The organism is Burkholderia diffusa (assembly GCF_001718315.1).
Lineage (GTDB): Bacteria > Pseudomonadota > Gammaproteobacteria > Burkholderiales > Burkholderiaceae > Burkholderia > Burkholderia diffusa_B.
On the sequence record NZ_CP013363.1, the window covers coordinates 455,713 to 481,602 of the forward strand.

At 66.9% G+C, this 25,890-nt stretch carries 21 protein-coding genes; 13 read left to right on the forward strand and 8 right to left on the reverse strand.

Annotated features, from left to right (window positions below; all coding sequences use genetic code 11):
- The first annotated feature begins 16 nt into the window (after positions 1-16).
- The gene (locus WI26_RS17515; protein WP_069226662.1) at positions 17-805 is read left to right on the forward strand and encodes a hypothetical protein; all 789 of its coding nucleotides are present in this window, start codon (positions 17-19) and stop codon (positions 803-805) included.
- Between the two features lie 63 nt (positions 806-868).
- Here WI26_RS17515 and wecB read toward each other — a convergent pair whose 3' ends face one another.
- Positions 869-2,086, reverse strand: a complete 1,218-nt coding sequence (wecB, locus tag WI26_RS17520) for a non-hydrolyzing UDP-N-acetylglucosamine 2-epimerase (RefSeq protein ID WP_059595236.1) — start codon at positions 2,084-2,086, stop codon at positions 869-871.
- A 1,216-nt stretch (positions 2,087-3,302) separates the two neighbouring features.
- Here wecB and WI26_RS17525 point away from each other — a divergent pair.
- The 8 genes from WI26_RS17525 to WI26_RS17560 all read left to right on the forward strand — a co-directional run bounded on the left by WI26_RS17525 (position 3,303) and on the right by WI26_RS17560 (position 13,757).
- Entirely contained in the window at positions 3,303-4,838 is a 1,536-nt protein-coding gene (locus WI26_RS17525; protein ID WP_069226663.1) for a glycosyltransferase family 2 protein, read from the forward strand.
- Between the two features lie 3 nt (positions 4,839-4,841).
- On the forward strand, positions 4,842-5,837 hold the full coding sequence (locus tag WI26_RS17530; RefSeq protein ID WP_069226664.1) for a polymer-forming cytoskeletal protein: 996 nt from the start codon (positions 4,842-4,844) through the stop codon (positions 5,835-5,837).
- Positions 5,838-5,848: 11 nt separating this feature from the next.
- Positions 5,849-6,865 (forward strand): YaiO family outer membrane beta-barrel protein, encoded by a 1,017-nt coding sequence (locus WI26_RS17535; RefSeq protein WP_059539996.1) that lies wholly within the window; start codon positions 5,849-5,851, stop codon positions 6,863-6,865.
- Positions 6,866-6,879: 14 nt separating this feature from the next.
- Positions 6,880-7,668 (forward strand): hypothetical protein, encoded by a 789-nt coding sequence (locus tag WI26_RS17540; protein ID WP_059539995.1) that lies wholly within the window; start codon positions 6,880-6,882, stop codon positions 7,666-7,668.
- A gap of 278 nt (positions 7,669-7,946) precedes the next feature.
- A complete protein-coding gene (locus WI26_RS17545) occupies positions 7,947-10,103 on the forward strand; it encodes a polysaccharide deacetylase family protein (RefSeq protein WP_059539994.1) in 2,157 nt (718 codons plus the stop codon).
- 92 nt (positions 10,104-10,195) lie between these two features.
- Positions 10,196-11,284: a hypothetical protein gene (locus WI26_RS17550; RefSeq protein WP_069226665.1), complete on the forward strand. Its 1,089-nt coding sequence runs from the start codon at positions 10,196-10,198 to the stop codon at positions 11,282-11,284.
- A gap of 47 nt (positions 11,285-11,331) precedes the next feature.
- The gene (glmS, locus tag WI26_RS17555) at positions 11,332-13,149 is read left to right on the forward strand and encodes a glutamine--fructose-6-phosphate transaminase (isomerizing) (protein WP_069226666.1); all 1,818 of its coding nucleotides are present in this window, start codon (positions 11,332-11,334) and stop codon (positions 13,147-13,149) included.
- 197 nt (positions 13,150-13,346) lie between these two features.
- The gene (locus tag WI26_RS17560; RefSeq protein ID WP_059511671.1) at positions 13,347-13,757 is read left to right on the forward strand and encodes a TIGR02594 family protein; all 411 of its coding nucleotides are present in this window, start codon (positions 13,347-13,349) and stop codon (positions 13,755-13,757) included.
- 63 nt (positions 13,758-13,820) lie between these two features.
- Here WI26_RS17560 and WI26_RS17565 read toward each other — a convergent pair whose 3' ends face one another.
- The 5 genes from WI26_RS17565 to WI26_RS17585 form a co-directional block, all read right to left on the reverse strand.
- Complete coding sequence (locus WI26_RS17565) at positions 13,821-15,269, reverse strand: efflux transporter outer membrane subunit (protein WP_069226667.1); 1,449 nt, start codon at positions 15,267-15,269, stop codon at positions 13,821-13,823.
- A 16-nt stretch (positions 15,270-15,285) separates the two neighbouring features.
- A complete protein-coding gene (locus WI26_RS17570) occupies positions 15,286-16,860 on the reverse strand; it encodes a DHA2 family efflux MFS transporter permease subunit (protein ID WP_069226668.1) in 1,575 nt (524 codons plus the stop codon).
- A gap of 13 nt (positions 16,861-16,873) precedes the next feature.
- The gene (locus WI26_RS17575; protein WP_069226669.1) at positions 16,874-17,965 is read right to left on the reverse strand and encodes an HlyD family secretion protein; all 1,092 of its coding nucleotides are present in this window, start codon (positions 17,963-17,965) and stop codon (positions 16,874-16,876) included.
- A 98-nt stretch (positions 17,966-18,063) separates the two neighbouring features.
- Positions 18,064-18,495, reverse strand: coding sequence for a MarR family winged helix-turn-helix transcriptional regulator (locus WI26_RS17580; RefSeq protein ID WP_069226670.1), 432 nt, complete (start codon positions 18,493-18,495; stop codon positions 18,064-18,066).
- A gap of 107 nt (positions 18,496-18,602) precedes the next feature.
- Positions 18,603-19,523: a LysR family transcriptional regulator gene (locus WI26_RS17585; protein ID WP_069226671.1), complete on the reverse strand. Its 921-nt coding sequence runs from the start codon at positions 19,521-19,523 to the stop codon at positions 18,603-18,605.
- 109 nt (positions 19,524-19,632) lie between these two features.
- On the opposite strand from WI26_RS17585, the gene WI26_RS17590 reads away from it, so the two are divergent.
- The 3 genes from WI26_RS17590 to WI26_RS17600 all read left to right on the forward strand — a co-directional run bounded on the left by WI26_RS17590 (position 19,633) and on the right by WI26_RS17600 (position 21,818).
- Entirely contained in the window at positions 19,633-20,061 is a 429-nt protein-coding gene (locus WI26_RS17590) for a MarR family winged helix-turn-helix transcriptional regulator (protein ID WP_069226672.1), read from the forward strand.
- Positions 20,062-20,128: 67 nt separating this feature from the next.
- Positions 20,129-21,376, forward strand: a complete 1,248-nt coding sequence (locus tag WI26_RS17595; RefSeq protein ID WP_069226673.1) for an aconitase X — start codon at positions 20,129-20,131, stop codon at positions 21,374-21,376.
- Positions 21,369-21,818, forward strand: a complete 450-nt coding sequence (locus tag WI26_RS17600; protein WP_069226674.1) for an aconitase X swivel domain-containing protein — start codon at positions 21,369-21,371, stop codon at positions 21,816-21,818. Before WI26_RS17595 ends, WI26_RS17600 begins: the two co-directional genes overlap by 8 nt.
- A gap of 224 nt (positions 21,819-22,042) precedes the next feature.
- On the opposite strand, the gene WI26_RS17605 is transcribed toward WI26_RS17600, so the two are convergent.
- A complete protein-coding gene (locus WI26_RS17605; RefSeq protein WP_069226675.1) occupies positions 22,043-23,125 on the reverse strand; it encodes an AraC family transcriptional regulator in 1,083 nt (360 codons plus the stop codon).
- 76 nt (positions 23,126-23,201) lie between these two features.
- Here WI26_RS17605 and WI26_RS17610 point away from each other — a divergent pair, with 76 nt between their 5' ends.
- The gene (locus WI26_RS17610; protein WP_069226676.1) at positions 23,202-25,235 is read left to right on the forward strand and encodes an NADPH-dependent 2,4-dienoyl-CoA reductase; all 2,034 of its coding nucleotides are present in this window, start codon (positions 23,202-23,204) and stop codon (positions 25,233-25,235) included.
- Positions 25,236-25,434: 199 nt separating this feature from the next.
- Here WI26_RS17610 and WI26_RS17615 read toward each other — a convergent pair whose 3' ends face one another.
- Positions 25,435-25,839 carry a DUF2471 family protein gene (locus WI26_RS17615; protein ID WP_059466597.1) on the reverse strand — a complete coding sequence of 135 codons (405 nt, stop codon included), beginning with the start codon at positions 25,837-25,839 and terminating at the stop codon, positions 25,435-25,437.
- Positions 25,840-25,890 lie beyond the last annotated feature (51 nt).

A 25,890-nucleotide genomic window follows, 5' to 3' on the forward strand; every position in this document is an offset into this window, starting at 1 on the left:
CGTTTACGTCATAAAAATGAAGCGTATTTCAAGACTGAAGGTCGGGGTAGGGGCGGTGGTGGTCGCGGCGGTGCTCGTCGCGGTCGGGGCAAAGGTCGTCGCATCGCCGGCGGATTCGTATCTTGCCTATCGGAAGAAGGCTGCGGCGGCCGTGGCCGCCGCGCGAACGGAAGATCGGGCGAATGTCGACCAGCAGTACACGGCTGACGTGAATGCACGACTCGCCAGACTCATCGGCACGGTCCGGGCGAAAGGGTTTGCCGCGAAGGCGGCGGGGACCGTGCAGAGCGTCGGCCCCGTCGACGGAATGCAGCCGGGGCCGGACGCGCTGGCCTTCAAGTCGGCCGACGGCAAGGCGAATCTCGTCGTGACGACGGTTCCGCTGCTGAAGGCGTGGGCGAGCGCGGCGGATGCGGGCGTCAAGCCGACGGACGACGTGGCCGCGATTCTCGACAATGAAACGCTTTACACGGACGTATTCGGCGACGACGCCGCGGCGTTTCGCTTCGCCGAGTTGCCTGTCAAGCGGCAGCCCGCCGACGGCGTGGTGAAGGCGTGGCTGCTGGGTGAAAGCCAGGACGGCGTGCCGGACGGGCCGAACACGCTGGCCGTGTCGGTCCGGCAGGGCGAACGGATTTATATCCAGTGGAAGAGCGTGACGCTGCGTCCGATCGCGGCATGCAGCGGCGCGCGCGTGCCCGAGGACGCGCGGCAGGCGTGTTTCGCCAGGCAGGTGGTGTCACAGCGGATCTACCCTCGGCTGGTTGCGCAGGCGCAATCGATGGCCGATGCCGTGGTCCGGTAGCGGACGGCAACATCGCGTGTCGCCGCCCGTCGTGCCCGTTGGCATATCGCCAGGCGACCGGATTCAAGGCGACCGCAACGCCTGCAACCCCAGCGTGAGCGCATTGAACGGCATCTCCGCGGCCCCCAGCGAAAAGCTTGTCGCGTTCGCGGTCGCTCCCGGAGAATGCATCAGCGCGTGAACGATCCGCTCGCTCGCATGGCCGTCGCCATACGGATTGCTCGCACGCGCCATTTCCTCGTACGCGCTCTCGCTGTCGAACAGCCGCGACGCCTCCCAGACGATTCGCTCCCGGTCCGTGCCGACGAGCCGCGCGGTGCCGGCCTGGATCGCTTCGGGCCGCTCGGTCGTCTCGCGCGTGACGAGCACCGGCTTGCCGAGTGCGGGCCCTTCCTCCTGGATGCCGCCCGAATCGGTGATGATGAAATGCGAGCGCGACATCAGGAATACGAACGAAAGGTATTCCTGCGGTTCGATCAGGTAGATGTTCGGCACGCTGCCGAGCAGCGCGCGCGCCGGCTCGCGCACGTTCGGATTCAAATGAAGCGGATAGACGAACTGCGCATCGCGATAGCGGTTCGCGAGCGCGCAGAGCGCCTCGCAGAAATTCCGGAACGGCTCTCCGAAGCTCTCGCGGCGATGACCGGTGATCAGCACGACGCGGCGGGACGGATCCAGAAAAGGAAAGTGCGCGGCAATCCTGTCGTTGAGCACGGTATCGTGGTCGAGCATGCGTTTGACGTCGTGCAGCGCATCGATCACGGTGTTGCCCGTCATCACGACCGCGCCGACCGGCACGCCTTCGCTGAACAGGTTGTCGCGCGCCTGGCCGGTCGGCGCGAAATGCCAGGACGACACGGCATCGGTCACGCGGCGATTCAATTCCTCGGGCCACGGCGACCAGATGTCGCCGCTGCGCAGGCCCGCCTCCACGTGCCCGACCGGCAGATAGCGGTAGAACGCCGCGAGACTGACCGCCAGCGTCGTCGTCGTGTCACCGTGCACCAGCACGACGTCGGGGCGGAAATCGTCGAAGACGATCCCGATCGCCTGGAGAATGCCGGTCGTCACGTCGGTCAGCGTCTGGCCCTGGCGCATCAGATTGAGATCGTAGTCCGGCTTGATGTCGAACAACGTGAGAACTTGATCCAGCATTTCCCGATGCTGGGCGGTAACGCACACGCGGGCGTCGACATCCTTGCGCGACTTCAGCGCGCGGACGAGCGGCGCCATCTTGATGGCTTCCGGCCGAGTCCCGAATACAAGCAAGATCTTCTTCATCGTTATCCTCGTTGAGCATCTTCGCGCCGGAAGACCCGGCACCCGGCGCCAAAGCCTGGTTGCAGGCGACCCGTCCCGTCCTCGCGTGCGGCCACGCCGGCCCGTGTCGGCCGCGCGGCAATCAGCGGAGTGGCGGGGGAGCGCACTGTTCTTGTCCGCGCGGTCTCCGCCACGCGATCGTCGGACTACGGACGTCCCCTTGCACCTCGTCAATCACGTCATGAGCGTTCCTCACTGTGTCGATCGCCACGCCCTTCCGTCACACGATTCGCGTTGCCGCGCGCCGGCGCACCGGGAAGGTGATCCCGCTTTCGATACAGCAATATTCAAACCAGCGGCCCGTGCGTCCGGCTCCGATTCGCGCAGCACGTGCGGTGCGTTACGGAACGTTTCACAACTGCTACGGACGTCACATCCGCGGATCGGCGTGATGCGGATAAACGGGCAACCGTTCACGCGAGCGGTCAGGTCGCGTCGTTCGAAGAATGGCGGCGTGGCTCGAGCGTCGGCTGCCGCTCGAACGGCATCCATCTTTCGAAGCGCATTGAATCGCTTCGATATGCGAATTTCGTCTGGGCAATGAAAGGTGCGTCGCTGTTCATCCGGATCGGGTCACGGACCAATGCTTTATCCGTCGCGCCGCATCGTTCGCGCTGCGCGAGCCGACAGGCGCGAAATGTTGCGTATCTGTAACGCGTGGCCGGAAAGCGGCGGGCACGACCGCATGGTGGCCCTCCCGCGCGCTCGGCAGCGGTAGCGTGCATGTTCCGAGACGGGTCGCGTCTCGAAGCCGCATTGCGCATGGCGACACACGTGCGATGAACTGACAATTCGCCGCGCAATGCGAACGGATCGCGATGCCGACCGCACATGCCGTGCCAAAAGCTGATTCGTCGGTGAATCAAAAATACGCGGCCGCCGCCCCGGCCGCTTCCGCTACCCGATCGCCGATCCTTGCCGCACGGGGCACTGCGGCCGATGGCTCGCCGCTTGCTTGTTCTGGGCGGACAGGCGCGTTCCGACGTGTTCCAACGACAGCAGACGGACAGGGACGCCAAAGCAACGAATCCGGAAAGCGGCGCGGCACTTTCGGCCGGTGCGGAAGACGCCCGCGCTTGCACGACGAACGTGGGGCCGCTTTCCATTGACATCCGCGCGATTCACGGCCCGGGCACGCGCGCTCGGCTGCCGCCGTCGCCGGCACGGGGGCCAGGACATGAAGAACCGTCGAACGGCGTCGCTCTGCGTCGAATGCATCCTGCTGTTGATCGTGCTGGCCTGCTCGCAGGTCGTGCATGACACCGCATCGCGACCGTTCGCCGACGCGGTGCGCATCGGCATGCCCGCGGCAGATGCGGCGGAGCGCAGCGCCGCCTATGCCGGCGTCGGGCCGCGCGCGGCGCGCGCGTCGACCGACGCGGCCTCGCTGCTCGAACCCGCGCCGGCCCGTTTCGCGCCGGTCGCGATCGACCCCGACACGCTGCTGGTCCCCTGTGTCGCCTACTTATGGTTGTTCACGGTCCTGACCTGCGTGTACGCGGCACGGCATTACGTGTTCAGTCTCGATCGTCTGTTCAAGCCGCAACACGCGCCTTATCAGGCTGTTACCCACGGCGAATGGCCGCGGCTCACGGTGTTCGTCGCCGCGCACAACGAAGAAGCCGTCGTCGTCGATTGCCTGATGGCACTGCTCGCGACGACCTATCCGCACGACCGGCTGACGATCATTCCGGTCAACGACCGTTCGACCGACAACACGCGCGTGCTGATCGACGAGGTGCGGGCGCTGGCGCCCGGGCTCATCCAGCCGTTTCACCGCGAGAGCGGCAAGCCCGGCAAGGCGGCCGCGCTGAAGGACGCGCTGCGCTTCATCCGCGGCGACATCATGGTGGTGTTCGATGCCGACTATCTGCCGCGTCCCGGGTTGTTGAAGGAACTGGTCGCGCCATTCTTCGATCCGGAAGTCGGAGCGGTGATGGGCCGCGTCGTGCCGCAGAACGCCGACAGCAACCTGCTCGCGCGGCTGCTCGATCTCGAGCGCGCGGGCGGCTATCAGGTCAACCAGCAGGCGCGCAACAACCTGAACCTGGTGCCGCAGTACGGCGGCACGGTCGGCGGTATCCGCAAGGGCGCGCTCGATGCGGTCGGCGGCTGGTGCGACGACACGCTCGCCGAGGATACCGACATGACCTATCGGCTGCTGCTGAGCGACTGGCGCACGGTCTACCTGAATCACGCCGAATGCTACGAGGAAGTGCCCGAGCGCTGGGCTGTGCGCGCGCGGCAACTGACGCGCTGGGCGAAGGGGCACAACCAGACGCTGCTGCGCCATCTCGGTCCGGTATTGCGCAATCCGCTGATCTCGCGGCGTTGCCGGCTGGACGGCGCGCTGCTGCTCGGCGTGTTCCTCATGCCCGCGCTGCTCGCAATCGCGTGGGGCACCGCGATCACGCTCTATCTGCTCAACGGTGTCAATTCGACGGCGCTCGGCCTGCTCGTGTCGCTGTTCGCGCTGTTCGGGTTCAGCACCTTCGGCAATTTCGGCGTGTTCTTCGAGATCGTCGTCGCCGCGCGGCTCGACGGTCGGGCGACGCGCCTGCGGCTGGTGCCCGTCAACGTGGTCGGCTTTTGCGTGACGATCGCGGCCGTCGTCTCCGCGCTATGGGGGCTCGTGCTCGACGCCGCGTTGCGCCGCGAACTGAAATGGGACAAGACCGAGCGTTTTCGCCGGCAATTGAAACCGGGGCGGTGAGCGATGACGACCTTCAATGTGATGGTGCCGGTGGCTGGCGTTCTGAGCCTGCCGTTCCTGCCGTTGCTGCACGAGCTGATCCGGCGCAGCGACGTGGCGGCACTGCCGATCGGCGACGGGCCGTTCGTCGATCAGGCGCTGCTCGCCACGCGCTGGCGCGATGCGTTGCGCGCGCACGCGAGCGGTGCGCGGCCGGCCGATTCGTCCACGGTGCCGCCGTGGCATGCGCTCGGGCTCCTGGTGCGGCATGACGACGAGATCCGTGTCGTGCGCGACGCGCATTGCGACGACGTGCTGTACGCGGATCGCGCGATCACCCTCGACGGCGGCGCGCGGGCCACGTATGCGTTCGCCGAGCAGCGTATCGACGTTCATGCCGGCGCGACGATCGGCATGCTCGCGCACGCGCCGCATATCGACGTCGATAGCGCGGTGCTGCGTGGCGTGGTGGTGGGCGGGACGGTACACCTGCACGGCGCCGGCGGCTTCGCGTGCCTGTACGGCGAGCCGATCATTTTCGGCAAGGCGCCGGTGCTGCCCGCCGACGATACGGCCGTCGCGCCGCGCCGTGCGATCTCGCTGACGCGCCACTTTTCCAAACTGCCGCATCGCTACGTGCACGGCCGCTACCTGCTGCCCTGTGACGTGCGTCTGCCCGCACATACGGTCGTGCAGGGCAACCTCGTCGTGGACGGCACGCTGGTGCTCGGCGACGGCTGCGTGCTGCGCGGCAGCGTCAAGGCGCATCGCGTCGAACTCGAGCGTCACGCATTGCTGCACGGTTCGGTGTTCGCGCGGGACGACGTGCTGCTCGCCAGCGGCAGCTGCATCGACGGCGTCGTGTCGGCCGGTGGCCTGCTGCGCCTGACCGGCGCGCGCATCGGTGTCGCAGGCCATCCTGTCAGCGCCTGTGCGCGCGACGTCTCGGTCGTCGGCCATGCATGCGTGCACGGCGACCTCGTCGCATGCCGCAGCGGCTGGTTTCACGCATCCCGTTAAGGAGCGCCTCCATGTCCGATCGTTCCCGCTGTCGCGGCTCGCGCGCACCGGTCGCCGCACTGGCCGTGCTGTGCGGCGTTGCCGTCGGCCCGCTGCCGGTGCTCGCGGCGCACCCGGATGATGCCGGCGTGCCGGTACCCGCATCGCCACCCGACGCCGTCGCGCCCGTCATCGTGCCGCGCACGCTCGACGCGCCCGTGTTCGTGCGCGTGTCCGCCGACGGTCTGCCGGACGGCACGCAGCTTGCCGAATTCTCACCTGACGATACGAACCGGCCGCCGTTGCCCGACGCCGTGATCGCGCATGTGCAGGCGCCGAGCGAACCGCATGCCGAGATGTCGCTCGGCGTATCCAGCGCGCACCTGACGCACGGATACGGCGACTGGTACGGCGTGCACGTGCGCGGCGTCTATCAGGACGGCGGCCGCACGATACTCGGCGAGCTGGCGCAACTGCATCGTTTCGGCGAGAACACGCAGCTCGGCTCGCTGACGTATGTGCAGGACCTGGGACCGGACTGGTTCGGCGGCATCGGGTTTTCCGGCACCACGTCCGGGACGATCCTGCCGAGCGCACGCGTCGACCTCTCGATCAACCGCAAGCTGCTGTCCAACCGGTCGCTGATCGTGTCGCTGGGTGCCGGCTATGCATGGAACCGCAGCGGCCACAGGGATCAGCTGTATCACGCCGGTTTGATCTGGTATGCGCTGCCGAAATGGATTTTCGAGGCGGGGACGAACTACACGGTCGATTCGCCGGGCTCGGTGAAGGCGCCGCAATACTACGGCGCCGTCACCTACGGCGAGGTCGGGAAGAGCGTGATCGTGCTGCGCGGCGGGTTCGGCCGCGAGGCATACCAGGTCACCGGATCCGGTTCTCAGATCGCCGATTTCCGCAGTCACGAAGTGATCGCGAAATGGCGCTACTGGTTCACGCGCAAGTGGGGTACGCAAGTCGAGTTCGACTATTACCATAACCCCTACTATTCACGGATCGGCGGCGAGCTGAGCGTGTTCTATCGCTGGTGACGGGAGCGGGCGCCATGCAGACGCATCCCGTCCGTCCTTCCGTCGACCGTTCGTTGCGGACCCACCCGCATCCGCAGCGCTGGCTGATGTCGATCGTGCTGCTGACACCGATGCTCTATGCGTTGCTGTGGATCGGTCTGCCGTTCGCGTGGCGCTACTGGCGCGCGGTCATGGCGTGGGGTGCGCACGAGATTGATCCGGCACTGCATGTGATCGTGATCGGCTACCCGCCCGATGCGCCGCGCGTCCCGCTGCTGTCGATCGATCTCGCCGCGCGAATGCCGAGCGGGGCGCAGCTTGCCGTGACCGCGGTGCTTTGCGCGCTCGGCTTCGGCGCGTCGTTCTTCCGGCGTGCGAACTGGTTGCCCGTTGCATATCTGTTACGTATCGCGAGCTTCACGCAGCTGCTGATCTGCGCGTATTTCTGGCTCGACCCGGGCGCGTTCCCGTATGTGCCGATGCTGCATCTGCGCGACATGTTCGTGCTGCACGGCGCGGCAATCGCCCTGATTCCGCTGGTGATGGCGGCGCTGTACTACCCGCTCGATTTCACGCCGCTGCAGAAGCTCGCCGCATCGCTTCTCGTCGTAGGCTACTTCGTGTTCGCGCTGCCGTTCGTGATGCTGCTGCACGCGGTCGTCATCCATCATGGCTCGTTGCTGTTCCTGCCGTTCTGCTATTTCCTGCTCGGCGGCCCGCTGCTGATCGGCCTGCTCGTCACGCTCTACACCTACTGCGCGAGCTGGCCCGGTTCGCTGACGAATCCATCCGACGATTCGCGCCAAACGCCGCCGTATCAGTGATGAAACGATTCGGCCGCATTTTTCGCCGCACCGCGCGGCACGCGACGCGCGGAGCGAGCACGACAGGGCTTCCGGAGCCAATGGCACGTTGTTCGCTTCTCTGTCTGCGTCGCATCGATTCGTTTCCACCGAGAAGACGGCTCGGCCGCCGCTGGCCGGCGTCGTTCGATGCTCGACGAACTGGGCAGCCGCACACATCTACCGGGCAAGGTGGGCCGAGCTCGCGGCACGCTCATCGCTGCTGTGACGCCACCCATTCCTTAAGCGAGGAGCACACCATGTTGGCAAAGTCAGGCAAGTTCTTGCGGATCCTGTTCGCGCTATTCGCGCTGGCGTTCGCATTCAGTCCGGGCGGCGTTCAGGCGGCCACCAACCAGCTTCTCCTGTTGGTGCCCGACACGCTGACGCTGCCTGATCCTCGCGTGTCCGCGTGGCTCGATACGGCGCAGGAGGAGGGGTTGCAGATCACGGTCATGACCGACAGCCAGTTCATGGCCGCCGGCGCTTCGCTGTCGCAGTATCCCGGCCTGATCCTGCCGGACCAGGTTCATACGACGGCTGCCGACGCACTCGTGACGGCGATTCAGAACTACGCGCTGAACGGCGGCAAGGTGATGCTCGTCTACGATTTCGGCGTACTGAATTCTGCCGGCTTCTATGTGAGCCCGAAGTCTCGTTTCAGCAACATGGTCGGCGTCGATTACGTGTTGTATGACCAATACGGCGGCAACATGATCGGCCTCGGCAACGTGACCGGCATGAGCAGCTGGCTGCGCACGCTGCAGGTGCCCCCCGGCAAGTCGATGGCATGGACGACGACTTCGGCGACCACGGCCGCCAGCCCCACGACCTCGTTCGCGTCGACGAGCAGCTCCGGCTCGTCGACGACGTCGGCGTCGACATCGACGTCGGGCAGCGCGCTGTTCCTGGCTGCCAGCCCGTCGAACCCGGGCGGCCTCGCGAACTACAACCACAATGCGTGGTTCCAGTACACGACGTCTCCCACGGGTAGCGGCGTGCTGAGCCAGACGCTACCGAAACTCACCGGCACCGTGACCGGCAAACTGAAGAAGACGACCACGTATAGCGCCGGCTCGCTGCTGAGCACCGCGACCGGCAAGACGGCCACCACGCTTGCGTCCACGCTGGCGACCACGACCGACACGCTCGAAGGCATCTCCGGCTACGTGTACGGTTTCCTGACCTACCCGAGCTTCGTCACGCAGGGCACGTATTCCGGTACGACGATCCTGACGTCGCCGACCTTCGGGCTGGTGTCGGGCTACAACACGTATGGCAACGGCGGCGTGCTGTTCGTCAACCTGCCGCTTGCCTACCTCGACGGCCAGACCGACGGCATGCTGATCCACGGCTACCTGCATTATTTCGGCACGCAGATGCTGAACCTGCCGTCGCTGTCGCCGCTGCCGAAGGCGCAGGCCGGCCTCGTGTTCAACTGGCACTTCTGCGCGGGCGATCAGATCCAGCCGGCGCTTTACCTGAAGAGCCTCGGCGTGTGGAACAACGGACCGTTCTCGCTCGTCGTGACGGCCGGCCCGGATGAGGCGACCTTCGGCGACGGCGACGGCATCAATCTCGCGAACAACCCGACGGCGCAGAATCTCCTCAAGTACTTCATTACCAAGGGGCATCACGTCGGCAGCCACGGCGGCTGGATTCACGACTACTGGGGGGCGAATGCGAGCGAAACGAACGCGAGCACGTTCACGCAGTACCTCGTGATGAACCATCAGGCCGTTCAGGCCGCGACGGGCCTGCCGGACGTCGAGTACGCGGCGCCGGAAGGCAACACGCCGACGTGGTCGGTGAACTGGCTCGAAAGCAACGGCTTCAACGGGTACTACTTCACCGGCCATACCGGCTCGGCACCGACCCGCGCATATCGCAACGGCGCGATGCTGAACCCAGGCCTGTGGGCTTACCCCGTGATGCCGTTCGGCAAGTACGCGACGTTCGAGGAGTTCCAGCAGTATGCGGTGCCGACGACCGACGTGAACAACTGGTACGCCGCACTTATGAACTTCGTCGTCGCGAACCACACGAGCCGGTTGATCTATGCGCATCCGTATGGCGCGTCGTTCTACCCGTCCACGTTGTCCGCGATCTTCACGCAAGCCAACACGCTGAAGCTGACCGGGCAGTTCCGGTGGTACACGATGACCGATATAACCGCCTTCGACCGTTCGCGCCTGAACGTCACGTGGTCGGCCACCGACACGGGCAGCGGCTGGGCATTCTCCGCCAGCCACCCGACCAGTCTGACGAACATGACGTGGCTGCTGCCGAAGGCTGCGTATGCGTTGCCGATCATCACGCAAGGCAGTGGCAGCGTGAGTATCACCGATTCGACGTACTGGCTCGTGACCGCGAACGGCGGCACCAGCCTCAAGTTCACCAGCGCCAAGGTGCACTGAGCCGCAACGTCGATACACTCGCCGGCGCGCGACGCGGCCAACGCCGCGCCCGGCGGGAATTGCGCAGGACTACCGCGCAGGAGCCCCCGATCATGAACCGGCCCGCGCTTTTCCCGGTCGCACGCACGTGCGTGGCGGCCATTGTCAGGCTGTGCCATGCATGGCGCGTTGCCTGTTGCGTCGCCGCGTGCTGCATCGTGCCGCACGCGGGCGCCGCCGAACTTCAGCTGAACGGGCTGTATCAACGCCCGGACGGCGCGATCACCGTGCGCCTGAACGGCGCCGGCATCGATCCATATTTCGCGGCGAAGGCGCTGCTTGCCGCCGCCGACACCCGGATGGACGCCCACCAGGCCGCGCTTGCGTGGATTGCATGGGTGTTGCCGCGCCAGCGTCTCGACGGCGGATTCGACCGTTACTGCGTGAAGGCCGGCGTGGCCGCATCGTGCGCGGAAGCCGATGCCGATGACGCGATGATGGCGACCTGGATCGAGTTGCTCGCGCGCTTTGCGCCTCCCGACGGGATGCCGGCTGCCTGGGAACTCAGCCTGAATCGCGCGGGCGCGCACCTGGACACGCTGCTCGACAAGGCGAGCGGTGTCTATCAGATATCGTCGTCACTGCATGTCGCGCTGCTGATGGATAACGTCGAGGTGCACAGCGCGTTCCAGGCGCTCGCCGCGTATTACGTGCGACGCGGCGACTATGCGCGTGCTGGCCCGTGGAGCCAGCGCGCCGACCGGCTGTCGTCCGCGATCGTCAAGGTGTTCTGGCGCGGCACGCAATCCGGCTTTCGCGCAAGCACGCAGAAGATCAGCGACACGAGCTTCTATCCGGCGAAAGTCGCGCAGATCTTCCCGATCCTGTCCGGCATCCAGGTGCCCGATCAGTCGAACGAGACGATCTATGCGCAGTGGATGCAGAAGTACGGCAAGACCTGGATGCAACTGGCCGGCTCCGATTTTCCGTGGGGGCTGATCGCGCTGGTCGCATTCAAGATGAACGACTGGGGCACGGTCGCCTGCTGGTATGCGCGCTCGGGCCCGTACCGTCATGGCGCGCACTGGAACGTACTGGAGGAGGCGCTGTACCTGGCATTCGAAAGCCGGATGGCCGATCCGCTCGCACCCGCCAAATGCGGGTTCACGACGGCGGAGGTAACGGTGACCGGATCGCGCTGACATGACGGCGCACGGTCGATGAACGGAAACAGGGAAGGAGACGTGTCATGTGTGGCATCGTCGGCGCGGTCGCGCAACGGAACATCGTTCCGGTTCTGCTTGAAGGTTTGCGCCGCCTTGAATATCGCGGCTACGATTCATGCGGCGTGGCGACCGTCGTCGACGGCCAGGCGCGCCGGGAGCGCAGTGTGTCGCGCGTCGCCGATCTCGATGCGCACGTGCGCAGCGCCGGGCTGTCCGGCAGCACCGGCATCGCGCACACCCGATGGGCCACGCATGGCGCGCCCGCAACCTGCAACGCGCATCCGATCTTCTCGCGCGACGAAATCGCGCTCGTGCACAACGGCATCATCGAGAACCACGAAACGTTGCGCAGGCAACTTTCCGACGAGAATTACCATTTCGACGGCCAGACCGACACCGAGGTCGTCGCCCATCTGATCCACAGCAAGTATCGCGGCGACCTGCTCGCCGCCGTGCGCGATGCGACGTCGCAGCTGCACGGCGCGTACGCGATCGCGGTGTTCAGCAAGCACGAGCCGCAGCGGCTGATCGGCGCGCGGGTCGGCTCGCCGCTCGTCGTCGGCCTGAAGGATGACGAATGCTTTCTCGCGTCCGACGCGCTCGCACTCGCCGGCATCACCGATCGCTTCATCTTTCTCGAGGAAGGCGACATCGTCGAATTGACGCCGGGCGGCGTGCGCATCCTCGAACGTGGCGGCACGCCGGTCGAGCGTCCGGTCCAGACCGTCTCGTCGGCGCAGGCCGCAGTCGAGCTCGGGCCTTATCGCCATTTCATGCAGAAGGAAATTTTCGAGCAGCCGCAGGCCGTGGCCGCGACGATTCCCGATGCGGGGCTGTTCGATCCCGCGATATTCGGCCCGGATGCCGCGCGCGCGTTCGAACAGATCGACAACGTGCTGATTCTCGCGTGCGGCACGAGTCACTATTCCGGCCTGACCGCGCGCCGCTGGCTCGAGACGATCGCGCGCCTGCCCGCGCAGGTCGAGATCGCGAGTGAATACCGTTACAGCGACGCGCTCGCGTTGCCGAATACGCTGGTCGTCAGCGTATCGCAATCCGGCGAGACCGCCGACACGCTCGCCGCGCTCAAGTATGCGCAGGCACTCGGCCACATCGATACGCTGGCGATCTGCAACGTGCCGACCAGCGCAATGATGCGCCAGACCGGACTGCGGTTCCTGACGCGCGCCGGCCCGGAAATCGGCGTCGCGTCGACCAAGGCGTTCACGACGCAGCTCGTCGCGCTGTTCATACTCGCGGTGACGCTCGGCCGGCTGCGCGGCTACGTCGACGATGCGCAGCTCGCGCGTTACACGACGCAGTTGCGGCGGCTGCCGAGCGCGCTCGAGGACGTGCTCGCGCTCGAGCCGCAGATCGAGCGCTGGGCCGCGGAATTCTCGCGGCACGAGAACGCGCTGTTCCTCGGGCGCGGGCTGCATTACCCGATCGCGCTCGAAGGGGCGCTGAAGCTGAAGGAGATTTCGTACATCCACGCGGAAGCGTATCCGGCCGGCGAACTGAAGCACGGGCCGCTCGCGCTCGTGACGCATGCGATGCCGGTCGCAACGATCGCGCCGAACGACGCGCTGCTCGAGAAGCTCAAGTCGAACATGCAGGAAGTGCGCGCGCGGGGCGGGCAGCTTTACGTATTCGCGGATGCCGATACACGGATCGACAACGGTGAAGGCGTGTCGGTGCTGCGAATGCCGGATTACTACGGGCTGCTGTCGCCGATTCTGCACGTCGTGCCGTTGCAGCTGCTTGCGTATCACGCGGCCTGCCTGCGCGGCGCGGATATCGACAAGCCGAGGAATCTCGCGAAATCGGTGACGGTCGAGTGACGGGAAAGGGCGCGGCTGACGCGATCGCCTCGGCGCGACGCGAGGCGGGGCGGTTCCGGAACGACCGGGCCGAACGAAGGCGAAAAAATCTTTCGCATTCGTGCGAAGATTGACGACCCGTTCCGACAACCGCACCCGAGACCGTCGTGATCCGATCGAACCCCGAGGGCAACCCGCAAGCCGGCCATCCGCCGTGGATGGCCGTCGCACTGGCCGAGTTGGGCATCCGCCGCTTTCCGCCCGGCAGCGTCAATCCGCGCATCGTCGAATACAACAACCACACGAACCTCGTCGGCTACGACGACAAGATTTCGTGGTGCTCGTCGTTCGTCAACTGGTGCATGACGCACGCCGGCATTCGTGGCACCGGGTCGGCGCTCGCGCGTTCGTGGCTCGACTGGGGGCGGCCGCTGGAGCGTCCGGTGTACGGCTGCATCGCGATCCTGACGCGCGACGACCCCGCGAGCTGGAAGGGGCATGTCGGGTTCTATCTGCGTCACGACGACGAGCGCGTGTACCTGTTCGGCGGCAATCAACTCGAAGAAGTGCGTGAACTTGCGTATCCGGTAAGCGAGGTGATCGGATACCGGTGGCCGGACGCGGGCTGACCACGTCGCGTGCGCGGCTTTCCGTGCATGGACGACGGCGCAGGCATCGCATGGCGGCCGTGGTCAATCCTGCGTGGCGGTGGCAGCGACGGCCACGGCCTGCGCTTCACCCGCCGCATCGTTCCTGCTCCACCCGCCGCCGAGCGACCGATACAACGCGACTGCCGCCAGCGCATGCTCGCGCCTGACCTGATTGAGCGCGTCCGAATCCCGCAAATACGCCTCCTGCGCCGACAGCACGTCCAGGAAATCCGTCGCGCCGCCCTTGTAGAGCTGGTTCGCCAGCCCGAGCGCCTTGCCCGACGCCGCGAGCGCGCTGTCGAGCCGGCGCGTCGCTTCATCGCTGCTGACGAGGTTCGCACGCGCATCCTCGACTTCCCGCAGCGCCTGCAGCATCGTCTGTCGCAACCCGAGCTCCGACTCGCGCATCCGGCTTTCGCTTTGCGTAATGTCGGCGGTGATTCGCCCCGCGTTGAAGATCGGGCTCGTCGCGCTCAACGCAGCGCTGAACAGGTTGTCGGTCAACGTCGGCAACCCGAGATACGACGCGGCCAGTATTCCGTCCGCGAGGTTCAGCGAGAACTTCGGATACCGCTCGGCCTTCGCGACGCCGACCTGTGCCGCGCGCCGCTCGACCCGTGCGTAGGCGGTAAGCACGTCCGGCCGGCGCAGCAGCGCCTGCGATGGCAGCGTGGCGGGCGACCCGGCAGGCGGCGCCGGAATCGTGCCGGCCTGCGCGAGCACGAGCCGGTCGACCGACTCCGGCGTGCGGCCCGAATACACGGCGATCAGGTTGAGCTGATGTGCAATCTGCGCACGCGTCGTCGGAATCCGCGCTTCGAGCGCATCGAGCTGGTTCTGCGCGCGCGTGACGTCGAGCTCCGTCGACAGCCCGAACGCCTGCCGCTTGCGCGTGAGTTCGAGCGCATGCCGGCGGATCGCCGCGTTGTCCTGGAGGATCTTCAGTTCCTGCTGCGCCCAGCGCAGGTCGACATAGGCCGACGCCGCATCGGCCGCGAGCGCGAGCCGCATCGCGTCTTCCGCGTGCTTTTGCCCGACCAGTTCGGCCTGCGCGGCCAGCAGGTCGAGCCGTTCACCGCCGAATACGTCGGGCGACCAGCTCAGCGCGAGTCCCGCGCCGGCCTGCCGCACATAGCCGAGCGGCGGCGGCGTGTTCTGGCGCGCGTCGGACGCACGGGCGGTCGCGTCCAGTTCCGGCAGCAACACCGCATGCTTCTGCACGGTCAGCGCCTGCGCCTGCTTCACGCGCTCGGCAGCGGCTTGCAGATCGAGGTTGCCGTCGAGCACGGTCGCGATCAAGCGGTCGAGCACGGGATCGTTGAACTGCGCCCACCACGCGGCGGCGCCGATGTCCGCATGCGGCACGTCGATGTCCCACGCGGCGGGCGCGAGCGATCGAACGGAATCGTGCAGCGCGGGATGCTGAGCGGGTTGCACCGCGCAGCCGGCGGCGAATGCGCTGACGGCCAGCGCGACGAGTAGCTTCTTCATGAAGATGACCTTGGCTTCAATGCGCGTCCGGCGGCGGCGCGTTCAGGGTGATGGGACGGGAAAACGCGACGGCAAGCAGCGCGACCACGAAGCACAGCGACAGCGCGTAGTACGCATCCGCGTAGGTGAGCGTCAGCGCTTCGCGATAGATCAGGCGGTGGAGGTTGGCGAGGCCGGCCTGCGCGGTATCCAGCGTGTTGCCGGCCACCGAGGTCCAGTACGCGGCCTGGCGGTCGAGCAGCGACGCGACCCGCGGCTCGCCGGCGCTCACGTGTTCGTTCAGGCGCAGGTAGTGGAAGTTCAGCCGGTCGTTGAGCATCGTCGCGCTCACCGCGATGCCGATCGCGCCGCCGAGGTTGCGCATCAGGTTGAACAGGCCGCTCGCCGACTTCAGCCGCGACTGAGGCAGCGAGCCCAGTGCCATCGTGACGATCGGCGGCACGCTGAACTGCTGGCCGATGCCGCGCAGCGCCTGCGGCAGCAGCAGTTCGCGCCAGCCCCATTCGTGCGTGATCGGCGTGTACAGGTAGCAGCCGAGGCCGAAGCAGACGAGCCCGAATACGAGCAGCGCGCGCATGCTGACGTAGCGCGCGGCGAACGCATACGCGCAGAGCGCGAGCAGCTGGAACGCGCCGACCGACAGCAGCGCGATGCCGATCTGCAGCGAGCTGAACGCACGCACCTGCGCGAGGAACAGCGGTGTCAGGAACACCGTCACGAAGATCCCGATGCCCGTCACGAACGACAGCAGGCTGCCGATCCCGAAATTGCGCACCGCGAGCGCGCGCAGGTCGACGATCGGGTCTTTCGCGGTCAGCGCATGCACGATGAACAGGAAGCCGCAGATGCCGGAGATCCACGCACAGATGATGATCGCGTCGTCGCTGAACCAGTTCTTGCGCGGGCCTTCCTCCAGTACGTATTCGAGGCAGCCGAGGAAGCCCGACATCAGCGCGATGCCGAGATAGTCGCCGCGTTTGACGAGGCTCAGGTCCGGTTCGTCGATGTGCACGTAGCGCGGCACCAGCGCGGCTACCACGATGCCCGGCACGAGGTTCAGGTAGAACAACCAGTGCCACGACCATTGGTCGGTGATCCAGCCGCCGATCACCGGCCCGATAGCCGGCGCGAGCGACGCGAGCGCGCCGATCGTCGTCGACGCGATCAGCCGTTGCTTGCCCGGAAACAGCACGAATGCGGTCGTGAACACGGTCGGGATCATCGCGGCGCCGAGCGCGCCCTGCAGGCCGCGGAACAGGATCATCGAATTGATGTCCCACGCGAGCCCGCACAGCATGCTGGTGATCGTGAAGCCGACGGCCGACGCGACGAACAGCCAGCGCGTCGACATCACCTTCGACAGCCAGCCCGACATCGGGATCACGATGATCTCGGCGATCAGGTAGGCCGTCTGCACCCAGGACAACTCGTCCTGGCTAGCGGACAGGCCGCCGCCGATGTCGCGCAGCGACGACGCGACGATCTGGATGTCGAGCGTCGCCATGAAGAAGCCTACGCACATCAGCGCGAACGCGAAGACGCGCTGCTTCGTCGGTTGCGACGCGGGGTCGCCGGAAAACGCGGTGGTCATCGCAGGCTCCCGTTCAGTTCGCGTGGTCGGTATGCACGGTCACGACCGCGGAGAGACCCGGGCGCAGCACCTGCTCGATGCCCGGCTGCGGATCGAGATGCACGCGCACCGGCACGCGCTGGACGATCTTCGTGAAGTTGCCGGTTGCGTTCTCGGGCGGCAGCACGCTGAAGGTCGCACCGGTCGCGGGCGCCAGGCTGTCGACGCGGCCGTGCAGGCGCGCGTTCGACGCGTCGAGCGCGACGTCGACGCGATCGCCCGCGCGCATCTTGCGCAGCTGGTCTTCCTTGAAGTTCGCGTCGATCCACAGCCCGGACACGGGCACCACCGTCAGCAGCGGCACGCCGACGTTCGCGAGCATCCCGACGCGGCCCGTGCGGTTGCCGACGTAACCGTCGACCGGCGAGCGGATCGTCGTGTACTCGACGTTGAGCGCCGCGACGCGTTGCGCGGCGAGTGCCGTGTTCACCCGGGCGCGCGCGTCGGCGAGCTGCGCGCCGAGCACGTCGAGCTGCCGCTTCGATGCGAGCAGCGCGGCGTCGCTGCGTGCGACGGCCGCATCGGCCTTCGAATAATCGGCGTCCGCGCGTTCGGCGATCTGGTTCGATACCGCATCGGATTTCACCAGCTCGCGGTAGCGCACGCGGTCGGACGACGCGCGCGTGAGCTCGGCCGACGATGCATTCCTGTCCGCGGCATGCTGACCGATCACCGCGTATTGGAGTTGCTGCTTCGCTGCGAGTTCGGCCACTGCGGCGCGCGCGCTGTCGACTTCGGCGCTCGCCTGTGCGAGCTTCGCATCGTAGTCGCGCGCATCGAGCTGCACGAGCACGTCGCCGGCCTTCACGCGCTGGTTGTCGGTCACGAGAATCCTGTCGACGAAGCCGTTCACCTTCGGCGCGAGCACCGTGACGTCGCCGCCGACATATGCATCGTCGGTGCTTTCCTGGAAGCGCAGCACGAGCAGCCAGTCGAGCGCCGCGGCCGCGACCACGACGACGACGGCGGCCACCGCGATCCGCATCCAGGGCACGCGGCGTTGCTGCGCCGCCGGCCGGTCTGTCGTGGCTGCCTCACGCGAGGCAGCGGTTTGGGTCGTTTCCATCGAATCACCTATGTATATGCACTTATTGACGCGACCGACGACGCGTCGTCGATCGGGGAAAGGCACGTTTGCTAGTCCGCTATTGGCGGGAACAGGTCCTAACGTTCCGGAAGGTTGTCAGTAATCCGGAACAATTCGTCTCTGAGGCGGGCGGCCTGCACCGACCCGAACCGCCGCTCGAACGCTTCCTGCGCGGCTAGCCAGTGCACATGCGCGTCGGCGATCTTCGTTTCGCCCTCCACGGTCAGCGCGAACGTCTGGTGGCGGCAACGCGGCTCGATCCGGCCCGCAACCAGCGCCGCGCCGACCAGCGGCTTGAGCGTGCGCAACAGCGCGGTGCGCTCGATCACCAGCACCGCGGACAGCGTCGCCATCGTCAGGCCCGGACGCTCCTGCAACAGCGCGAGGATGCTGTACTGCGACGGCGTGACGCCCGCCCGCGACAGATAGCGCTCGTAGAACTGCGAGATCCGCCGTGCGGCTTGCCGGACCGCGAAACAATCGTCATCGGTAAGCGTGGTCTTGTGCATGTGCACATGTTAGGTGGCGGAGCGGCCGGGAGCGAGGGGCAGGACGGGATCAGATTGGTGCCGTGGCTGTACCAATCGACGAGGCAACGGCGCGTTTTCGCGCTGGATCACGCAGCGGCCGGAACAATCCCGCCTTCGCGGTCGGCGTATGCGGCCGTGTAGTCGATGAACGCCTTGACCTTCGCCGGCAGTAGCGCGCGGTTCGCGTAAGCGAGCTTGATCTCCACGAACGCGTCGACGAGGTCGGCGCCGTCGAGCAACTGCACGAGCGCGCCCGACGCGAGCTCGGCTTCGACGAGCGTCCTCGGCACGACACCGATGCCGAAGTCGTGCATCACCATTTCGCGGTTGAAGACGGGGCTGTTCGACGAGATGTCGAAGGTCAACGGCACGGTCAGTGTGTCGCCGTCGACGCGGAACGACAGCGCGGGCCGGCGCAGCGACGGCGACATAGGCACGAACGGATGACCGGCGAGGTCGGCCGGCGTTTCGGGACGCGGATGCGCGCGCAAATACGCGGGCGTCGCGACGATCACCACCGGAATGCGTTCGATCAGCCGCACGACGGTCGTCTCGCTCGTCAGCATGTACGGCACGATGATGCCGATGTCGTAGCCTTCGCCGACGAGGTCGACCGGGCGCTCGGTCAGCGTGACGTCGAGGCGCACCTTCGGATACGCGGCCTTGAATCCGGCGATCAGCGGCACCAGCCGGTTCAGCGCGGCCGTCGTGTGCGCGACGAGGCGCAGCAGCCCCTCGGGCTCGCGCGTGTGCGACTGCGCCTGCGCTTCAAGCGAGTCGAGTTCGTCGAGCACGGCCGTGCAGCGCTCGTAGATGCGCTCGGCGGTTTCGGTCAGCGAGACCTGGCGCGTGGTCCGGTGCAGCAGGCGACTGCCGAAGCGCGCCTCCAGATCCGCGACCGCCCGCGACACGACCGGCCGCGCGAGGCCGTGCATGTCGGCGGCGCGCGTGAAGCTGCGCATTTCCACCACCGACCGGAAGATCCGCAGCTTGTCGATGTAGTCCATGTCCGTCTCCTCGGGGCGATGGCGGGGCGCCTGATGCACGCGGCCGCCCGGCCATGTTACGGCGGAGTGTACATTGACTTTATGCATATGCACATATAAATTGCCGGTCATGAACGATATCCAGATAGCCCAGGCCTGCAATTGCCTCGCGCTGCGGCAGGCAGCGCGTTTCGTCACGCAACTTTACGAGCGGCATCTGGCCCCGGTCGGTGTCACGCCCGCGCAGTTCTCGATCATGGCGAACCTGTCGCACCGGCCCGGCCTGCTGATGAGCGAACTCGCCGACACGCTGGTGATGGATCGCACGACGCTGTTGCGCGCGCTGAAGCCGCTGCAGCGCGACGGGTTCGTCGCCGCGACCGCGTCCGAGCATGACGCGCGTGCCCATGCGCTCAGCCTGACGAAGCTCGGCGAGCGCACCTACGCGCAGGCAAAAGTCGCGTGGCAGGCCGCGCAGGACGAGTTCGAGACGCAATTCGGCCGCGGCCGCGCCAAGGCGCTGCGCGATGAGCTGTTCAGCCTGACGGCGCAGCGATAGGCAACGCGCGCGGTAGTATTGCAAAAGCGATCCGGATCCACCGGACGAGACACGAGGAGCACCCTCCATGCTGCAGTTGAGCGAGCGCGACGACGCGATGTTGCGCGGCGCATTCGGCGACGGCGTCGCGCGCGCGATGCGGATCGTCGCGCGCACGGCCGAAGTCATGTCGGCGCCCCACCTGATCGACATCACGTCCGCGCACATCGACGGCTGTCTTTACCACGGCCAGACGAGCCTCGACTTCGTCGAATATTTCGTCGACACCGGCGCGCGGGTTGCCGTGCCGACCACGCTGAACGTCGGGTCGCTCGACCTGATCCATCCCGAGCTGTATCACGGCGATCGCACGATCCAGCGCGACGCGCAGCGTCTGATGGACGCGCACCTGCAGCTCGGCTGCGAGTCGAGCTTCACGTGCGCGCCATATCAGCTGAAGAATCGTCCGCGCCTGGGCGAGCAGATCGCATGGGCCGAATCCAATGCGATCGTGTTCGCCAACTCGGTGCTCGGCGCGCGCACGAGCCGCTACGGCGATTTTCTCGATCTGGCCGCCGCGATCACCGGACGCGCGCCGTATGCGGGGCTGCACGTCGAATCGAATCGCGCGGCGCGGATCGTGTTCAACGCGCCGGCCTTCGGCAGCCGGCCGTCGCGCGACATCTATTTCGCGGCGCTCGGATTGCTGATTGGCCGGATCGCCGGCGCGACGGTGCCGGCGATCGTCGGGCTGCCGGCGGACACCACCGAAGACGAACTGAAGGCGCTCGGCGCGGCCGCCGCATCGAGCGGGGCCGTCGCGCTGTTCCATGCGGTGGGCGTCACACCCGAGGCGCCGACGCTCGACGCCGCGTTGCACGGGCAGGCGGCGCAGCGAACGGTCGACGTCGCGATGGCGGATCTCGACGAGATCCGCCGCACGCTGAACCACGGTGCGGCCGGCGATGCGCTCGTCGCGGTCGCGCTCGGCACGCCGCATTTCTCGCTGGCCGAATTCCGCACGCTCGACGCACTGCTCGATCAGTTCGACGGCAAGCCGAAGTGCGATTTCTACGTGAACACGAGCCGCTTCATCCTGTGGGAACTGGGTGAGCTCGGGCTTGCCCGCAAGTTCGGCGCGCGCGGCATCCAGATCGTCGTCGACACCTGCACGTACATCACGCCGGTGATGAAACAGCTGTCGGGCCTGGTGATGACGAATTCGGGGAAGTGGGCATCGTACGCGCCGGCGAACATCGGCGTCACGGTGGCGTACGGCAGCATGCGCGAGTGCGTGCGTTCCGCGTTCGAAGGAAAGGTGCGATTCGATGACTGAAGCAATGGCTCGAAAACTGACGGGCGACACGCTCGTGCCGGGCAGCGCATGCGCGACGACGATCGTGCTCGACAAGCCGCTCAGCTTCTGGGGCGGCTACGATTCGGGCGCGGGGCGGATCGTCGACCGCGCGCATCCGCAGGCGGGCGCCAGCCTGGCCGGCCGGATCATGGTGATGCCGCACGCGAAAGGCTCGAGTTCGAGCAGCAGTGTGCTCGCGGAAGTCGTGCGCAACGGCACGGGGCCGGTCGGAATCGTGCTGAAGGAGCGCGACCTGATCATCTCGATCGGCGCGATCGTCGCCGCCGAGCTGTATGCGATCGCGGTGCCGGTGGTGTGCGTGAACGATCAGGTATACGACGCGATCGTCGCCGCGACGGGCGACGTGCGGATAGACGCACGCGACGGTGACGGCGGCGCGCGGATCCACATCGGCGGCTGACGCGTCACGCGCTCGCCGGCCCGGATGAAGCGGGTGTGCGACGCATCTTCCCGCACGAGCGCAGCGCGTTTCGTGTCGGCCGATTGTGCGGGCCGCCGGGCTCGGCACCACGCAATCGGGCTGAACGCGCAACGCAGGATCGTGCCGGGCACAAAGCAGCCGATCGCCGTTCGACCGGACGATGCAATACGGGCCACGCACGTCGTGCCGCCCGCGTTCCGCGATTAGTCGTGCGTCGTTCCGGCTGCCGCCTCCCGGTAGGCGCTCGGCGTCTGCCCGGCCCAGCGCCGGAATGCGCGCGTGAAATTCGCCGGGTCGGTGAACTGCAACCGCTCGGCGATCGTCTTCAGGTCGAGGTCGGATGCCGACAGCAACTGCTTCGCATCGCGAAACCGCGCTTCGTCGAGCAGTTGACGGTAGCTCGACCCGGCTTCCTCGAGCCGGCGCCGCAACGTGCGCGTCGACACGAGCAGCGCGTCGGCGAGCGCCTCCGGACTCGAATAGTTGCCGGCCGTCCGCGCCAGTTCCGCGCGCACGCGCTCGACGAGATCGCCTTCATCCTGGCGCACCTGCGCATACTCGCGCTCGACCTGCACGAGCGCTTGCCGGTGCGCGACTTCGTCGGCGAGCGGCAGCGGCCAGTCGAGCACGTCGCGCGCGATCCACAGCGCATTCGCCGCGCAGCCGAATTCGACCGGCGGCAACTGGTCGCGATAGCGCGCGAAGTAATCGGGCTCGGGCCATGTGAAGCGCAGCGCGATCGGCGGCGACGCGCGCCCGGACCACTGCGAGATGTTCTGCGCGAGCCCCGTCAGCACGAACTCGAACATCACGTGATGCTGCAGCACGGGGCTCGCCTGTACGCCCTGCAGTTCGAGCGTCGCGCCATCTTCGTCTTCCGCATAGGTCAGCCGATACTGGCGGTTGCGCATGCGGAAGTAGCGCTGCGTGACGACCAGTGCTTCGCGGATGTCCCGCGCGGTCAGCGTCGCATAACCGAGGAAGCCATGCACGGTCGGCTTCAGCAGCAGCCCGAACGCGAGCCCGATGCCCGGATCGCCGCCGATCTCGATCGCGTTGAGCACGAGCCGGCCCCATTGCGACGGCGCGACGCGCGCGTCCGGTTCGGCCAACACGGCATCGCGCAGCCCGGTGCCCGCGCGCACGGAGGCCGGATCGACGCCGCGCGCGGCCAGCGCCTGCAGCAGCAGGCGCGTATAGGCGACCGGAATCGTCGGCCGGCGTAGCCCGAGGTGGTCCTTGCGTGACGGGGAAGTCATGTCGATTTGGCCGGAAATGACAAGCATTATGGCTGTTTGCCCCCTCACGTTCAAGGCGGTGCGCGGCCTACGATGACGCTCATCGCTAACCGGCAGAATCATCATGACGACCTCCTTTCCCCACCTGCTCGCGCCGCTCGACCTTGGCTTCACCACGCTGAAGAATCGCGTGCTGATGGGCTCGATGCACACGGGCCTCGAGGACAGCCGCAAGACGCTGCCGCGGCTCGCCGAGTATTTCGCCGAACGCGCGCGCGGCGGCGTCGGCCTGATCGTGACCGGCGGTTTCGCGCCGAACGTGGCCGGCTGGACCAAGCCGTTCGGCGGCACGCTGATGACGTCGGCCGGCGCGCGGCGCCATCGTGTGATTACCGACGCCGTGCATGCCGACGACGGCAAGATCGCGCTGCAGATCCTGCATACCGGCCGCTACGGCTACCACCCGTTCGCGGTCGCACCGTCGAAGATCAAGTCGCCGATCTCGCCGTTCGCGCCGCACGAACTCAGCGCGCGTGGCGTCGAGCGGCAGATCCGCGCATTCGTCCGCTGCGCGCAACTCGCGCGCGAGGCCGGTTACGACGGCGTCGAGATCATGGGCTCCGAGGGCTACCTCATCAACCAGTTCATCTCGATGCATACGAACAAGCGCGGCGACCAGTGGGGCGGTTCGTACGAAAACCGGATTCGTCTGCCGATCGAGATCGTCGAGCGCACGCGCGAGGCGGTCGGGCGCGACTTCATTCTGATCTACCGGCTGTCGATGCTCGATCTGATTCCCGACGGCAGCGACTGGAGCGAGACCGTGCAGCTCGCGAAGGCCGTCGAGCGCGCGGGGGCGACCATCATCAATACGGGGATCGGCTGGCACGAGACGCGCGTGCCGACGATTGCGACGTCGGTGCCGCGCGGCGCATTCGCGTGGGTGACGAAGAAGATGAAGGGCGAGGTCGGCATTCCGCTCGTGACGACCAACCGGATCAACCGGCCCGAGGTGGCCGAGCAGATTCTCGCGGACGGCTGCGCGGACATGGTGTCGATGGCGCGCCCGTTGCTCGCGGATGCCGAGTTCGTCGTGAAAGCCGCGCAAGGCCGGGCAGACGAGATTAACACGTGCATCGGCTGCAACCAGGCGTGTCTCGACCACGCGTTCAAGAACAAGATTGCGTCATGCCTGCTGAACCCGCGCGCATGCCACGAAACCGAGCTGACCTATGTGCGCGTGCAGCAGCCGAAGCGCATCGCGGTGGTCGGCGCTGGACCGGCCGGGCTCGCGTGCTCGACCGTGCTCGCGCAGCGCGGCCACCACGTCGACTTGTTCGACGGGGCGGCGGAGATCGGCGGCCAGTTCAACATGGCGAAGCGGATTCCGGGCAAGGAGGAGTTCGACGAAGCGCTGCGTTACTTCGGCCGTCAGGTCGAGCTGACCGGCGTGAACCTGCACCTGAACCGCCGCGTCGATGCGAGCGAGCTGATCGCGGGCGGCTACGACGAGATCGTGCTCGCGACCGGCGTCGCGCCGCGAGACCCGAAGATTCCCGGCCAGGACGGGCCGAACGTGCTCAGCTACATCGACGTGCTGGCCGGCGGGCAGCCGGTCGGCCGGCGTGTCGCGGTGGTAGGCGCAGGTGGCATCGGCTTCGACGTCGCCGAATATCTGGTGCAGAACGGCGAGTCGCCCACGCTCGATCTGGAGGAGTGGAAAGCGGAGTGGGGCGTGACCGATCCGGCCGCGACGCGCGGCGGCGTGACGCGCGCGCAGGTCACCGCGCCCGCCCGCGAAGTGACGCTGCTGCAGCGCAAGGCCGCGCCGCTCGGCAAGGGGCTCGGCAAGACGACCGGCTGGATTCACCGCGCGACGCTGAAGATGAAGCAGGTGAAGATGATCGGCGGCGTGAACTACGAACTGATCGATGCGCGCGGGCTGCACGTGTCGTATGGCGAGCAGCGCACCGATCATGAACTGATCGAAGTCGACACGATCGTGCTGTGCACCGGGCAGGAGCCGCAGCGCGCGCTGCTGGCGCCGTTGCAGGCGGCCGGACGCTCGGTGCATCTGATCGGCGGCGCGGAACTGGCGGCCGAGCTCGATGCGAAGCGTGCGATCGATCAGGGCTCGCGACTGGCGGCGCGGCTGTAACGGGCGTCGTTCCGGGTGGCGAAACGGCGGAGTGCGTCGCGCGGCGGCGGTGTGCCTGCGCGGCGGCTCGCGACTTTCCGCCTGGTGATTCATTCGACATGCCGCGGTATGCGGACAACCGGGAAGGAATGCGCCGCGTCGCCATGCAACGTGGCGGCGCGGCACCGGCAGAGCGCCATGCGCCACCGGCCGGCGTAGATCAGGCCGCTTCGGCCCGTTCTTCCTCTTCCGCTTCCAGCATCGCCTTGACGATCAGGTAGACGGCCGGCAGGTCGTCGTCGTCGCGACGCCAGTCGACCGGTTCTTCGACATCCGCCGCGACCAGCCGGCTGTCGCGCAGGCGGATGAATGCGTCGACGACCGTCGGATCGTTGCGGCTCAGAAAGCCGGTATTGGAGAACGCGAGTTCCTCGACGTTCAGCAATGCCTGCCAGCTCATCGTGCGGGCGGCGGCCGGATGGGTGCGGCGGCGCAGGCCGAGCGCCCGTTGGGCGGGGCCGCCGACGACACGCTGCAGATCGACGACCGCCCGCTGCGCGGCACGCTCGAAGTGGACGGGGTTGAAGCCGGGTTGCTCGGGATCGAATGCGGATGACTGGAACATGGTCGCCTCACAAAAGTCCGTCCGTCATGGATGACGGAATTCGGGTCAAAT